The organism is Massilia sp. Bi118 (genome assembly GCF_918697865.1).
GTDB lineage: Bacteria > Pseudomonadota > Gammaproteobacteria > Burkholderiales > Burkholderiaceae_D > Telluria.
On the sequence record NZ_CAKKMV010000004.1, the window covers coordinates 285857 to 300547 of the forward strand.

12 protein-coding genes are annotated in these 14691 nt (G+C 57.3%); 8 read left to right on the top strand and 4 right to left on the bottom strand.

Going from position 1 to position 14691, the window contains the following annotated elements; translation table 11 throughout:
- The first annotated feature begins 328 nt into the window (after nt 1-328).
- The 5 genes from LQV39_RS08170 to LQV39_RS08190 all read left to right on the top strand — a co-directional run bounded on the left by LQV39_RS08170 (nt 329) and on the right by LQV39_RS08190 (nt 5918).
- Nucleotides 329-694, top strand: a complete 366-nt coding sequence (locus tag LQV39_RS08170) for a helix-turn-helix domain-containing protein (RefSeq protein WP_230023160.1) — start codon at nt 329-331, stop codon at nt 692-694.
- Nucleotides 695-855: 161 nt separating this feature from the next.
- Nucleotides 856-1554: a hypothetical protein gene (locus LQV39_RS08175; RefSeq protein WP_230023162.1), complete on the top strand. Its 699-nt coding sequence runs from the start codon at nt 856-858 to the stop codon at nt 1552-1554.
- Between the two features lie 218 nt (nt 1555-1772).
- Nucleotides 1773-3554 (top strand): hypothetical protein, encoded by a 1782-nt coding sequence (locus LQV39_RS08180; protein WP_230023165.1) that lies wholly within the window; start codon nt 1773-1775, stop codon nt 3552-3554.
- A 1-nt stretch (nt 3555) separates the two neighbouring features.
- Entirely contained in the window at nt 3556-4539 is a 984-nt protein-coding gene (locus LQV39_RS08185; RefSeq protein WP_230023170.1) for an ATP-binding protein, read from the top strand.
- Between the two features lie 5 nt (nt 4540-4544).
- Nucleotides 4545-5918: a hypothetical protein gene (locus LQV39_RS08190; RefSeq protein ID WP_230023176.1), complete on the top strand. Its 1374-nt coding sequence runs from the start codon at nt 4545-4547 to the stop codon at nt 5916-5918.
- A 146-nt stretch (nt 5919-6064) separates the two neighbouring features.
- On the opposite strand, the gene LQV39_RS08195 is transcribed toward LQV39_RS08190, so the two are convergent.
- The 4 genes from LQV39_RS08195 to LQV39_RS08210 all read right to left on the bottom strand — a co-directional run bounded on the left by LQV39_RS08195 (nt 6065) and on the right by LQV39_RS08210 (nt 11515).
- A complete protein-coding gene (locus LQV39_RS08195) occupies nt 6065-6880 on the bottom strand; it encodes a hypothetical protein (RefSeq protein WP_230023183.1) in 816 nt (271 codons plus the stop codon).
- Between the two features lie 42 nt (nt 6881-6922).
- The gene (locus LQV39_RS08200) at nt 6923-8119 is read right to left on the bottom strand and encodes a tyrosine-type recombinase/integrase (RefSeq protein ID WP_230023187.1); all 1197 of its coding nucleotides are present in this window, start codon (nt 8117-8119) and stop codon (nt 6923-6925) included.
- Nucleotides 8120-8206: 87 nt separating this feature from the next.
- Nucleotides 8207-10423 (bottom strand): S8 family peptidase, encoded by a 2217-nt coding sequence (locus LQV39_RS08205; protein WP_230023193.1) that lies wholly within the window; start codon nt 10421-10423, stop codon nt 8207-8209.
- Nucleotides 10424-10429: 6 nt separating this feature from the next.
- Nucleotides 10430-11515, bottom strand: coding sequence for an AAA family ATPase (locus tag LQV39_RS08210; protein WP_230023197.1), 1086 nt, complete (start codon nt 11513-11515; stop codon nt 10430-10432).
- Between the two features lie 112 nt (nt 11516-11627).
- Between LQV39_RS08210 and LQV39_RS08215 the strand changes: the two genes are divergently transcribed.
- From LQV39_RS08215 to LQV39_RS08225, 3 genes are all read left to right on the top strand, one after another.
- The gene (locus tag LQV39_RS08215; RefSeq protein ID WP_230023202.1) at nt 11628-12041 is read left to right on the top strand and encodes a hypothetical protein; all 414 of its coding nucleotides are present in this window, start codon (nt 11628-11630) and stop codon (nt 12039-12041) included.
- Nucleotides 12042-12153: 112 nt separating this feature from the next.
- Nucleotides 12154-13461, top strand: coding sequence for a TolC family protein (locus LQV39_RS08220; protein WP_230023205.1), 1308 nt, complete (start codon nt 12154-12156; stop codon nt 13459-13461).
- Nucleotides 13458-14681, top strand: a complete 1224-nt coding sequence (locus LQV39_RS08225) for an efflux RND transporter periplasmic adaptor subunit (RefSeq protein WP_230023208.1) — start codon at nt 13458-13460, stop codon at nt 14679-14681. The genes LQV39_RS08220 and LQV39_RS08225 overlap by 4 nt, the downstream gene beginning before the upstream one ends.
- Nucleotides 14682-14691: the final 10 nt, after the last annotated feature.

Here is a 14691-nt window from a genome sequence, read left to right on the forward strand (position 1 = left end):
GGGTGCATTGGGCTCAAGGCGAATTAGCGTGTTTTACCTAAATGGGGTGACACGTTTAGTGTACTCGTGACTCGTACCTAAATACGTTGACGCCGCAATGGCGATCACAGCGCGACGCTCGTCGTCTAAACATTCGCCTGGTTGATGCTATAAACGGCATGAGAACGTCCGTATCGGGCTGAGCTAATGCAACGTTGCGACGGTCGGACGCTGGACCGTGGGGCTTAGACGTTTTACTTGCGTCGCGCATTAAAGCGTTGTATATGTTTCATTAGGCTTATTTTCAAATAAGTCATTTTCCCTTGTGTCCGGTTACAGAGTTCGCTACATGCCCGAACGTCATGACGGCTTTGGCCGTGAACTTTACGACATGCGATGCGCGAAAGGCGTCACGCAATTGGGAATTGCAGCTCGGGCCAACTTGGGCCGCGGCTACTACTCGCAACTGGAGAATTCGAAAAAGGGGCCGCCGTCTGCCGCTGTTTTGCTGCGAATTGTGCAGGCTCTAGAGTTGAACGACCTGGACGCGCAGCGGCTGTTGGCTGCAGCCGTCGCTGAAAGATGTGCTGCCGCGTGTGAAAGTACGTGGGCGTGCGCACCGATTGCGTTGCTCGTCAAAAATTTGATTCAATCCGCATCACATATTACACAGGCAAAAGCGGCACGTATCGAAGCCATCCTCAAGGAGGACTGATCATGTAAAAAAGCGACGAACCCCAATAACTGAGATCCGCCGCTTTCGGCCAAAGAAAAATATCTTCGAACCTGGACACTTCAAAGATATCGCTCTCCGACCGGACGGTCAACCTTTGTTTCCAAAAAAGCTGCATCCGTCTAGTAACGGAGGGTAGAGCAATGCTACGAGGCATCTCTTCCGCAACCCACGCGTGTGGGACGGGGCAAAGTACAGTCGCGCCACTCACGGCAATTCGAAAGCGCGCACAGAAGGTATCGAATCTCTGGATCTTCGATTCTCCGAAGAACAACCGGCGCCTGACGGTTTCGGGTGATGTCGCGTTCCTCCACTTGGTGTTACTTGAGAGCGATTGCGACGTTTTGGGATACGATCTCATCGATGATCCCTTCCGGATTACATCGAACTCGCAACACGGCTATGTGCGGCTGCGGCTGAAGGACGGCAGTCAGGCTTGGCTCACCTTTGGCAGGCAACGCACTCGAGACAGCGCCAGCGACGACCCAGCTTCTCGGGATAGCACGCTGCAGGTAAAAGCGAATGATGCTGGAGCCACGCTGATTCACCGCACTGATCTCGATCTGGCTGGTAGGGAAGTTTTCATCGACAACTGGCTGATGCTGTGTGCGGTTATGACGCGCGCGCGGCTGCATCCCTGCCACGTTGAAACTGAGCGCTTCTTGTCGTGCTTTGCACGACAAGACGCGCCAACAGTTTCGAGCATGTTGGCAATACCCGAGGTTGACCCTGGTGTCATGCTCGCTGTCATTGCCAAAGCGCTGCAGAGCGGGCGATACGGTGCTGACCTGGATAGAAGGCTGTTTGGGACGAGCACGCAGATTAGACGGGTGGCGCAATGAGTGCGACGCGCAATCGCTCGTTAATTCCCCAGTCGCTATCCGACTTGACGCTCTGGCCGGCGCCAGACGAGCGTGCGTTCGACGAGGAAAAAAGGGCCAATTACTTGCGCCGTAGGCTGGCCGTGCAGATGTACTCCGACGGTGTCCGGCACGAAGACATCACGAGGGAGACAGGCCTGCCGAGACAGACTGTATGTAATATGGTGCACCGATGCTTGATGGGCGCCGAGGACGGGACGATCGCCGGCTTTCGTGCTCTTGTGCCATGGAAGCGGCTGGCGGGCTACGATCGCAAGCTGCCAATCGTGCGTGAGCTAGGCGATGGTTCTGCAGGGTGTGCAGGCGCTTTAACGTTGTTGTTCTCACGGTTCCCGGAAGTGGAAAAGGCTGTACGAAGTAGCTTTTTGGGGCATCCGTCGGGACGGGTGCCAAACGGTAGAGTGAGCTATACCGCATTGCATGGTGAGTTCCTCGACGAGCTTCGGCAGTTGAATTTCACCGATCGGGATTGGCCCTTCAATACAAAGGATTGCGGCTACAAATCGTTGCGTGCGTATTGCCTGGCGCTGTTGAAGGAAGAGCCCGTCTTGTGGTTCGGTGCCCGAAGTGGCGAAGACGCGGTACGCCGTCACGGGGTCGGGTCGGGTTTTCGCAGTGTTTTCCCTAAGCTTCGCGGTTATGGTGCTTGCCAGTTGGACTTTCACAAAGTTGATGCGGCATCCGTAATCATCATTGAGACGGAGACAGGCGCGCGGTTGCCGGTACCTGTTGCTCGTTGGCATATCGGGTTCTTGATCGAAGAACGTTACAACCTCGTACTTGGCGCCTTCGCCGCGCTCGAAAGGACGCCTAGTGGCGATAGCGTCCTCGAAGTGATCGATGTGGCCCTGCGCCCTTGCGAAGGAAAAGGGGCAGTGTCTTGTCACCTGACTGAAGATGGAAAGGTCTTTCCTCTTCAGCTGATGCCCGAGCTTGCCTTTCAGGGATTCAGTGTCCTTAAGATGGACAATGCATGGTCGAATGCCGCAACTGGCGTGGTCGACAACATCATCAACACGGTCGGGTGCGCGGTCAACTTTGGTCCGGTAAAAGCGTGGTGGCGCCGGCATCCGATCGAACGCATTTTCGGCGAGCTTACGCAGCGCGGCCTCCAGCGTCTGCCGTCCACATTCGGCTCGGGTCCCGATGATACGAAGCGGTCCAACCCCTTGGAAAATGCTGTCAAGTTCGAGATCACGATCAAGGATCTTTTAGATGTCATTCACGGCTGTATTCGAGAGCATAACGACGACGCGAACGAGGGGATCGACTTCGCATCACCCATGACGGCTCTTCAGCATGACCTCGGTAATCCTGATGCCGGAGTATTCCTGCAACCGTTGCCACGCGCCGCACAAGCCGACTTCAGACTTTTGAGTCATACGGAGGTCGTGACGGTCTGTGGCAACCTTCATACCAATGTCAGGCCGCACGTCACTCTCGGGCGGTGGAAATATACCAATGCGGCACTTGCGAACTCGTACGACCTGATTGACCATCAGCTTATCGCCTATTGTGATTTACGAGATGTGCAAAACGTGAGGGCGACCGTCTTGGGTACAGGCGAGCAGCTTGGCGCGCTGCTGGCCCCTGCAGGGCGCCGGGGGCAGCATATTTCGTGGCGAACCCGTGCGTTGATCAACCAGGCGGGACTGTCCGAACGCAATCGGACCAACCACACGTCGGTCGCGTCCAATTGGCGCGAAACCAAAGAGGAAACGCTTCGAGAGACCCTGAAGGTGACGGGTAAGCGTAAGCGGAAGCGTGCTTCGAACGAAGCACTCGAAGTCGCCAAACTCGAGGCTGAAGAAAGTCGTGCAAATGCGCGGCGCGATACCGCGCTTGAAATTCCAGAAGAGCCTGAGAAGCCGATGCATGAGCCGGCTTCTACACAGCATGAGAAGCGTCGTGCGCCAACGTTCGCTGATCCGGCGGATGCGCCAATCTATCTCGGAGATTGAAATGACCTCTTTTGCCGAACGTCTCGGCGACCAGTTGACGATTGACCACCCTGCGTTCAGCTCGCAAACGGTACTACTAACGGAGCCAATTAAAGCGCTTTACCAGGTCGTCCGTTATGTCCTTCTTGTACGGGAAACTGGATGCTGTTTCACGGCTCCAAGCGGCGTTGGTAAAACACGCGCCTTGATGATGCTCGAGCACGTTCTGCGGGATCGCATGCCGAATCTTGTGGTTGTCCGCCACACCAGCTGGAATCATCAGGTGCCGTCAATCCGCGCTTTCTTCAAACACTTCCTCACTGCGGTCGACCATCCAGAACTGCGTGGCGAGACTTTCGATTTAAGGCGAAGGCTGGTTTGCCGTCTAATCGACTTGGCGCGCACGCACCAGTCTCCCTTTGTCGTGCTTTTGATCGACGAAGCAGGTGCGCTGCGTATTGACGACTTCCTCTTCCTCAAGGACATCTACAACGACCTTGATCGCGAAGGTGTCGGTCTAATCACGATCATGATTGGGCAGGACCCCGATTTTTCTGACGTAATCGCACTTTTACGGGAAAAGGGTCGGACAGATCTCGTGTCGCGATTCGCGAGACGACGCGAAGTGTTAAGGCCACTGTCTACGTCTAAAGACGTCGCTGGAATCTTTCGACAGTATGACACTAGCATCTGGCCGCAGGGTTCTGAGCAAACATGGACGAAGTTCTTCCTTCCCGAAGCCTGTGCTTCTGGCTTCACACTCGAGAGTCAAACGCCGCTGTTTTTCGAAGCGCTTCGGTCGTGCGTGGGGAAACCCCTTCCACGCGCCGGATTTCCTGCTCGGCAGTTCTTCGCCGCCGTCCGACATTTTCTCACTATGCAGCAGCATGAAGATCTGCCTGGCCGGTTGCCACCGCCTGAAGCATGGCAGGACGCAGTTGAATTTGCTCTGCTGGCAGATGCCGTCAACGATTTGAAGACCGAAGCGAAGCGCTTAAGGAGGTAGCAGAAATGATACTGCTCGACGTTCAGCGACAGCCATCGGCCACCAATGCGGCGCTCGATCTCAATTCATTACCTTGGGAGTCGATCACGTCCTCATTGTGGCGCTTTGCATGGCGGAACGGGTTGCGAGCGAAAGAGTTACTGCGGTTCTGTTCGCGGGGTGCATCGTACGAAAAAGAACACGCGAAAATGACGAGTGCTCCTGGGTTTGACGCTAAGCTCTTTGCAGGCTACAGCGGGTGGAGTAGGAGTTCGGCGGAGCCGAAATATATCGTTGCAAAACGGCTGCATCATCGCGGCATTTGGTGGTGCCGAACATTTCGGTACTGCCCGATTTGCCTGGAACACGCCTACCATAGCTTCTGGCATCAGAACCTGTTTATCACCCACTGTCCGCTGGATAACGCGCCGCTGTGTACGCAGTGCTATTGTTGTGGCTACGTACTGCCAGCGTACGGTTTCCATTATCGACTCTTGGACGAACCGTTCACGTGTGCGCAATGTGGCGGGCCTGTCGCCGGCGTCGAGCCGAGAGTGTCAGCCCGGCTGCAAATTCAGGAGCGCGCAATAGAGATCGGCAGGACTCTTGATGTGTTAGCCCTATGGTGGGAGATGACCACTACTGCACGAGAGGAATTCGAGTTCCTGTTTCAGGACAGCGAGCTTTATCACGCCGCGCGTTGGTTGCGAGTGGATACCTGTATCAGACAGTGGGTGCAAGACCGTGCACCCATCTGCTCCAGCCTTGCTTTGTCAAGGCGCACTATACCTGAACTGGTCATTCTGAAGTGGAGGGTACGACTTGCGCCACCTGTTCTGCAAGATCACTTTATTCGCACTCGAACACCCCGTCACGTGCAACTCGACCTCGCGAGGCAGGTATACCAGGCGACGCTACGCCGTCTTGCCCGAGCAATCCAGATGGTTTCGCCATTCGACGATGCCGAGCATAGGCGGTATCTTGCATTGCCCCCAAGTGATCTAGTGCGTCATCCAGGCGGTTGCAATGTATATCTCCTTGCATTGGTTGTGCTTCGTCGGTGCTACGAAACGTATTTTAGTGTCATGCAGGAGGACATCTCGAACGTACAATTCCAAATGGATTTAACCAGTTTTAGCAGAGATCTCGAATTTGGGAGTCGTATTCGGACATATTGGCGGCTGCGTTACCTTGCCAAGTTCGGTTCGATTTACTGGTGGCTCATCGCACTTCGCAAGCCTACTTCTGGCGTGAAAGAGACAAAGTTGAACCAACTGGTGTTACGAGCCACTACCGTCGATCCTTCATATCAACATGGCGACTTAATAGTAGGAAGTGTCGCTTTTCCGAGCGTCGACGGGCTAGATCTGCGCAAGCTCGCCCGACGTCAGGGCGAATAGAGTTAGTGCGGTTACAAAACTGAGCGACATACCGCAAACGGATAAGCGGGCATGGCTGACTGTCAGGTTGCTTGCAAGCCTCAGTCGAGCAGCGCTGTTGGTCGGTTGCTCAGCCTCTTACGTGGTGGCAAACGAACCGGATAAACTTATTGAATCATTACGAACGGATTGGGCTTTCCAGTGCGTTGTTCAATTGATTCGAACGATGCGTCGATCCTTGCGCCATCTGTTGAGGCGAAGACGGCAAAGCCGAAGCCGTGACCAAAGCGAGCCTGCAGTGCAAGCAAGTCCTGTCCCGCCGAGATGCTAATCTTGTATTCAAACTGATCATTGAGAAGCGACTTGGAGCGCACGAGCGCAGGTGCCAGTCCGTCAAGTTGCTGAAGGTGATCGAAAACTACGTAGCGCCCGCTGTTTGTAATAAGCTCGGCATTGGTGAACCATTTCAATGCGATTCTCCCTTCAGGCGGGAATACATTCTTCGTTTGCATGTAATAGATCGCTTTGGTCAGCTTTCCAGAAAAGATCTCGACGGCTCGATGCATTTCGCTGGTCACGCGCACTGGACCCGCCTCTTGATTCGTCATGCCGGGTGGTGGTGCGATCCCCAGCCGCCGGTTTAATGCTCGGGCTTCGACAGCCGACGGCATCATTTTGGCAATCAGTTCCGGGTGCTTCTGGTGTACTGACGTGATCAGTGCCGACATTCGGCCGTCGCGATTACCCGAGTCCGTAAATGGGTCGGTCCGTCCAAGCAAAGAAATGATGAGGTCATGGTCTGCGGTGCCGTGATTACAGCTCTCGCAGGCTGGGAACTCAAAGCCTTCTGGCCAGTCACGAAACTGGAACATCGCCCGAGGAGGGCAGTGCTCGATGGTTGTTGCCTTTTCGCCACCTCCGCAGAAGATACAAACTGGATGTGCAGAAAAAAATGCATTCTTTCTAACGCGCGACATTCCCACTCAGGCCTCTCCTTCTCGTTATTCCTAATTAATTCGATGTTCTCACCAGTTTGCGCGATGTTTATCTTCTGTATCGATGTGGCGCGCATCGTCTGGTGAGTGCAGATAGCCACTCGTCGTGCTGATGGACGCGTGTCCTAGATTGTCCCGGACATGCCGCAGATCGACGGCTTTGTTGGCCATATGCGACCCTGCCGTATGCCTGAGCCAGTGGGCGGATGCCTGGCCGATCATTGCGGCTCGGTGCGAATGCTCAGCTCCTTTCATCTTGACCCGTTCGGCCGTCATACTGAACACTGCCTTGACGATATCGTGAATGCCGCCACGACTTAAGTGCCTGGGCTTGCCGCCGATTGGTAAAAGCAGAGGTGTCGACTCACCACGGACAGGCAGGACTGGAAAGCCCAGTTCGCGCCTGTATTTGCCAAGCTCGGTCATAAGCTCTGTGGTGGCCGGAACGATACGCACTTTGCTGCCTTTGCCCAGGATTTCTAGCCACCAGCGCTCATTACCCTCCTGGTCGCGCCGACAGAAGAAATCACCCATCGTGCCCTCGGCGACTTCCGTGATGCGTAGCCCGCACACGTAGCACAGGGTCATCAGCCAACGTAGCCGGAAATGGTGTTCTCGTTCCCGCGGTGTTTCGCGTGGGAGTGAGTCGATCGTTATCTTGACTTCGTCCCAGAGCTCCTGGTCGAGATATCGCTCTACGCGAGGCGTCCGACTGGTCTTGCGTTGACGGGACAGCGACAGGGGATTGCCGGCAAGGTATCCGGCATTGACCAGCCAGGAAAACATCGAATTGAGGATTACTCCGGCCTGCCGCCGGCTAGACTGGGACAACGGGCCCGCGAATGGGCGCCATCTAGGGTCGTGACGCGGGTGTCGCCGATTCTGTTGTGCGATCCATCGGTCGCGCGGCTGAGGATTGGCCAGGAAGGCGTGGTACGAGAGCCAATCTTCATGGGTAATCGACGATAAGGCCTTGCCCCGTTCTACCACACACCACAGCAGCAAGCGTTCCGCCTCCTTGCGATATGCGTCGAATGTCGTTTGCGTCGGGGTGAAGTTCGCTAGCCAGGCCAGAACTGCCGCCACGTCCGTATCCGCACCAATCTGCCGCGGCATATCCCATTCTCGGTTCGAACCTGCAGAGCCATCGAGTTCGTGAGAAACCGTCCAGGTCTCGATCGGCGCCACGCGCGCGGGTTGTGTAACGGTTGAAGGTTGTTCTTGCATGGTTGCGGCAATCGAAAAATATTCTGCTGCGCCAGCATTGGCGATACGGCACGTGGATCAAGTGCCGTATCGCCGAACATGCGCCGATCAGGATCGGCCGTTGCCGGTTTTGATGCGCACCTCCTGGCGAACCTCGACAGGCTGCAGGGTCTGGTAGCGCTGTCGGATGTTATTGTAGACGCCGGGCGTGTCTTCAGCCGAAACCGTAACCACCATTGCGTACGGTAGGGGCGGCAGCGACTGGTTATCTACGCTCTGGCCATCTTCTCGGGCGCCGTAGGTAATGTCGAACATCGGGTCATCGAGGGTGTCGACGTTAAAGCGCTGCTCATGCTTGAGTGTGGTTTCCCACTTCTGTTCGTCAACCCGCGCCTCCAGTTCAGTGGTGTACATCTTGGAGGACGAGAAAAAGGTCGTCGTTTCCTTCTTACTCTTCTTCGGCCGCAGAAGTACAGTCAAGCCGGCGCGCGTGTAGTTGACAGCGTGCTCAGGGTCGGTGTGGCTGGCAAAGCACAACGTGGCCCGTAGCGTGACCCGACCATTGAGCGGCATCGTCGGGAACGGGATTAGGGCCCGCAGGTTCTGCCCAGCCTTGAGGGTGCCTTGATAGATGACGCGCACTTCATTATCGTCGCAGGTAAGCACTTCTTCGACACTTTGCGGGAACCGACCATGTCCCACGTGGCTCATCAGCATATGCTTTGGCCTGGTTGCATGGTGCGACATGAGTGCGCGGACAGCAAGGAGACTCAGTGGCGAATTGAGCGAGACCTTCACGCCGATGGCGGTGCGAAGGGTCGCTGGCGAGCTAAAGCTAGTTCCGGTTGTGTACGCATACTGGCCGGTCAACGCGTTGTACACCACGAACGGCTCGCTCTCCGAGCCCCCGAAGCCGACGCCGTCCGGTTTAATCATGCCTGGGCTGCGGCCTGGGCCGTGTGAACTGTACGGCGCACGCGTCCAGGTAGTGCCGGTGGTATCGCAGGCCCCCACCGCCAATGCGTTGACCATGTCTGAAGGAGGTTGCACCCTGCTGTCCGGCCATGCTTTTTCCCCGTCATTGCCGACTGCGACCGCCGCCAGGGTGGTGCCCGATGCCAGATGACTGTCGATCAGCGCGGTCCAAGGATGGACTTCATCGTCATCCATGGGCATGTATGGCCCGATGCTGAGATTGACGAAGTCGGGTTTTTCGGTCTTGAGCACGTTATCGATGTGCTTCAGCACGTCGTAGAGGTCTGCGTCGGGCACGCCGGCCGGCGCCTGCAGTGCTGGACTGATGCAGCGGTAGTGATGGACATTGGCGTAAGGCCGCGGAAATTCGGGTGCGGCTTCGTCAATCGGGCCAAATAGCACGGAGCTCGTGACACCGTTACCGTGATTCAGATAGGCGGCCGCGGTCGACTCAGCGCCAGGCATGATGGTCTCCTTGACCCAAGCGCTCAGATCGGTATGCCCAATTCCGCCATCGAAGACGGCGACTTTGAGAGAAGTATCGATTGCCGGCATCGTTGGCAGGATAGGCGCAGGAACGTTGGAGCTACGCATTTCCCTGCCACCGATGCGCAGCGACGGCATAACGCGCACGGCGCGAACAAAGTTGAACGCAGCAAGCTCGCGTGCCAAAGTGGCGGCGATCCGGACCGGAACGAAGGTCAACCCTGAAATCACGAGGGCGCGGTTCGATTCAGCTTCTCCGCCCAGCGATTTGACGTAGGAAGCGAACGCCTGGACGATATCGCCTTCTTCCGCCGACGCGTGCAGCACGACCTCCAGTAGCGATTGGTTCGATGCCGACTCGCTGACGTAGTCTTTGTCGACCGCCGCAAACGATTGCATCATCTCAAACCGACAAAAAGCTTTCTGATGGGTTTGCGGGATTTTTGGCGCGTACAGCATGTCCGCTAGACGTTCAAAAGCGTGTTCGTCGCCGGCGACGTACAGTGCTGCCGTGAACAGCGATTCCCCCGCTTTCTGGCGAAGATCGGTGAGCTTTCTGGGAACAACGAATGCCGACCGGCTTCCTACGCATCGCAGGCCGCTTGCCTTAAGCAGAGCATTCGGGTGGTGCGTTTTCGCCAGGAAGGCCGGGTGCAGCGTGAACTTCGCAACGGACTCACCATTTGGTTTCAGGCTTGCGTCCTGCGCACGCTGACTCTTCAAGATGTCGCCGAGCTGCTCGCCAAGCAAAGGCCGTTGCTCGCTGATCAGGTAGGGATATTTTTTCGGACCTGAACCGCGGTTGAGCTTATGAAGATGCGTGAGCGTTTCACCGTAACCCAAGATGATGTTCGTTGCTGCCATGCGTAATTACTCCCCGAGATAACGTTTGATGACGCGGCCGACGGTAGGATGCGTCTTGCCGAGGGTGGCGGCGATTTCACGCCGTGACTGGCCTGCCAGGTACATCAGTAGCATCGTTCCTTCGATCGGCTTGCCCATGGTTCCTTTGCTCATGCGTAAGCGCACGGCATGCTTTACGAGGGTTGGCAGCAAGTCCGCCTTTTCCAGCAGCGCGGCCTTGCGTGAAGAGAGAATCAATTGGCCAATCGTACTAAACGATTCGCCTTGGAGGAGGGCGGCGAGGTTCTGGCGTACTTCGCCATCCATGGGTATCTCCATGAGGTAGTCCTCGATTAAGTCTGCCGACGGCGGTTCGAATTGGATCACATGATCAAATCGTCTCCACACAGCGGGATCCAACAGCTCACCATGGTTGGTCGCGGCGATGAGCAAGGCGTTGGCCGGCCATTCGTCGAGCGCTTGAAGGAGGACGTTCACAAGCCGCTTGAGTTCGCCAACGTCGCTGTCGTCGTCTCTCCGCTTCGCAATCGCATCAAACTCGTCCAGCAGCAGAACACACGGGCGCGACATGGCATGATCGAATACAGCGCGAACGTTATTGCCTGTCTTTCCGAGATAGCTGCTCATCACCGTGGCTAGATTCAAGGTGAGCAATGGCAGTTTGAGTTCCTGGGCAAGCCAGTATGCAGCGAGCGTCTTGCCGACCCCTGGTTGGCCGCAGAACAGCAGCATTCGCGCCGGAGCCAGCCCTTCCTGGATAAGGAGATCGAGGCTGTTCCATTCGCGCAGCACGCCTTCCAAGACACCCTGAACCGCATCATTGAAGACAGGCTTCTTGGCCACGACTACTGGGTACACTGTCTCGACAAGTTCCATACGCGAATCCGCGTCGACTGGCGCCGGCACGAAGTCGCCTGCGCCACGCATGACATTTTCCGTAGATAGAAACTGTGCGAGTTCCTGGGCCAGTTGCAGGTCCAGGTCTTTTAGTTTTGTTGCGAACCGGCCGACAGCGAGTGCGAAAGCGCTGCGCGAACCAGTCATCCCCGACTGAACAACCTTAACCAGCTCTTTTCGAGGAAAATTTTCCACTGTGTTCCTTTATATTCAATGACTTGCGTGACGCGGTAAATCTTGATGAGTCCATTCTACAATATTTTTACCAAGTCAGCCATAGCTTATCCGTTGCGAGAATCCAGGAAAGTTGAACGGCGAACGTGCAGAAAAATTTGTTTGCGTTATACTGGCCGGCATCATGGTCCGACGCTTCATTTTCATCTTGCTTGCAGTGATGACTTTCCAGTTCACCTGGAACGTCGTTAGCGCCTATTGCATGCATGAGGCGGGGCGGGCGTCCAATCACTTCGGACATCACCAGCACAACAGCAGCACTGATGAATTGTCGCTGGCTGCCAAAGACAAATCCCCCTTCAGCAAGAAGGTCACCACCCACGACGCTCATTGCTCGTATGTGCACATTGCGCTTGCCGCCCCCGACCTTGCTGAATCCTGCTTCAAGCCTGACGACGTCAGCGGTGCTGTCGCCTTGACTGCTGTTTCGCCTGATTCCGTAGTCCTCTCTCCTCCAGAACGTCCTCAGTGGACCGGCCGCGCCTGATCCTGCGGCTGACCTTTTTGCGACTCTTCACTTGAAACGCATTTCCGCGCACCGTTGACGGTGCGTGGGGGCTGCCGCCGGCTATTTCCCTTTAATAGTCTTCGGAGTCATCATGCAATCCAAGCACTTCGTGCTGGGAGCGACGGTCTTTCTATTGCAGACCGCGTTTCCTGTTGCCCATGCTATCGGGCAGCAAAACCCATCTTCACCTGCCGTAATGGCGCCTCAGGCGACCAACTCGGCTTTGCCGCTCACGCTCAATCAAGCGATTGAGCTGGCCCTGTCGGCAAACCCGGCTCTGCGCTCCGCTACCCGATCGATCGGGATCGCCGACGGCGCGGTACAACAGGCGAGTGCCCGCCCGAACCCGGAGCTGTCTTTCCTTTCCGAAGGTACTGATCGCAACACCCGCACTGAGACCACCCAGGTCAACCAGCGCCTCGAATTGGGCGGCAAGCGCGCCGCGCGCATTGCTGCTGCCGAACAGGAGCGCAATGTCGCCATCGACGATGTAAATGCCAGACGCGCAGAGCTCCGCGCCGATGTGATCACCGCTTACATGGATGCCCTGACGGCGCAGGAGCGGCTGGCTCTGGCGCGGGCGTCGCTTGATCTCGCCCACAAATCCACCGAGGTCACCAGCCGGCGTGTCATCGCCGGGAAAATCTCGCCGGTCGAGCAAACCCGCTCCAGCGTCGCCGAGGCTGCCGCGCAGCTCGAGTTGACCCAGGCGGAGGCCGAACTGGCCTTGGCTCAGCGCCGGCTCACCGCGCTATGGGCCAGCCCACGCCCCCTCGACCAGCCCTTGCAGGCACCAGACACGTTCGACCGGGTACCTGCCTGGACTGATCTGGCGCAGCGGCTTGAGACCGCACCGCAGCTGCGGCGCGCTCAATCGAACGTGGCGGGACGGGATGCCCAGGTCAGGCTGGAACGTGCGCAGCGTATTCCTGACGTGACGGTGACGGTCGGCTCGCAACGAGAGCGCGAACAAGGCCGTACGCAAGGCGTGATCGGCCTTTCGGTACCGCTACCGCTCTTTAACCGCAACCAGGGCAATGTGCTGTCCGCACTTCGACGGGCCGACCAGGCGCGCGACGACCTCGAGGCGGAACGCCTGCGCTTGACGCAGGCACTCGCCGATGCCTACCAGCGCGCCGAAGTGGCGTCGACGCAAACCGTCACGCTGCGCGACCAGGTACTGCCCGCCGCGCAGAGCGCGTATGACGCCGCGGTTACCGGTTTCTCAATGGGCAAGTTCGCGTTCACCGACGTGCTCGACGCCCAGCGGACGCTGTTCCAGACCAAGACCCAGTATCTGCGCGCACTCGCCGACCGTTACCGCTCGATCGCGGATATCGAGCGTTACGTCCCCCTTGCCGGCGCCGGCGTAAATCCTATCGAAAGACAAGTCAAATGAAGTCCATCAATCAAAATAAATCGTTCAAGACCGTGGCGGTGATCGTCGTGGTCGGCGTGATCCTCGGCGCCGCCATCCTGCTGTGGAAGAAAGATTCCGGCACGCCTGCTGGTCCCGAAACCGGCAAGGAAGTCGCACAAGCACCCGCTGGCAAAGGCGGGACGAAAGAAGGTGCAGGCCATGGTGGTGAGGAGGGCCTCGTCAAGCTGACCTCCCAGCAAGTTCAGCAAGCGGGCATCAAGGTCGCACGGGCCGGCGCCGAGACGATCGAGTCGTCGGTCCAGCTGCCTGGCGAAGTGCGCTTCGACCAGGACCGCACAGCCCACATCGTGCCGCGTGTTCCTGGAATCGCCGAGTCGGTGCAAGCCGAACTCGGCCAGGTCGTGAAAATGGGCCAGGTGCTGGCTGTGATCTCCAGTCCGGAATTGGCTGAGATGCGGAGCACCCTTAACGCCGCAAGGACGCGCATGGACCTGGCCCGCAGCACTTATGAGCGTGAGAAGAAGCTGTGGGAAGACAAAATTTCTGCGGAGCAGGATTACCTGCAGGCGCGACAGGCTTACGAAGAGGCACGCATTGCGGCAAATAATGCCGAATCCAAGCTGCGCGCGCTCGGTGTCGCATCGGGTAAAGGCCAAGTGAATCGCTATGAGCTGCGTGCGCCTTTCGACGGCATCATCGTCGAAAAGCATATCAGCCTTGGCGAAGCGGTCAAGGAAGATTCGAACGTGTTTCTCCTGTCAGACTTGTCGCGCGTCTGGGTCGATGTCGTCGTCACGCCGAAGGATCTCGGCGTCGTCCGGGTCGGTGAAACCGCTACCGTCAAAGCTGCGGCGGCAGACCTGAGCGCCACCGGCAAGGTGACTTATGTGGGCGCACTGGTGGGTGAACAGACCCGCTCTGCAACCGCCCGCATCGAGCTCGTGAACCCGTCGCTCGCATGGCGACCCGGCCTCTTCGTTAATGTGTCGCTAGTTCAGAACGCCAAGCAAGTCGCCGTCGCCGTCCAGAGCGAGGCGCTTCAGACTGTCGAGGACAAGCCTGTCGTGTTCGTCCAGACGCCGGAGGGCTTCAAAGCGCAACCGGTGGTCGTCGGCGCAACCGGCAAGGATCACGTCGAGGTCCTGGAAGGGTTGCGTGTTGGGACGGTCTACGCCACGACTGGCAGCTTCGTCCTAAAGGCGGAGCAGGGCAAGAGCAGCGCCGAGCATGAGGACTGAGGAGCACAAT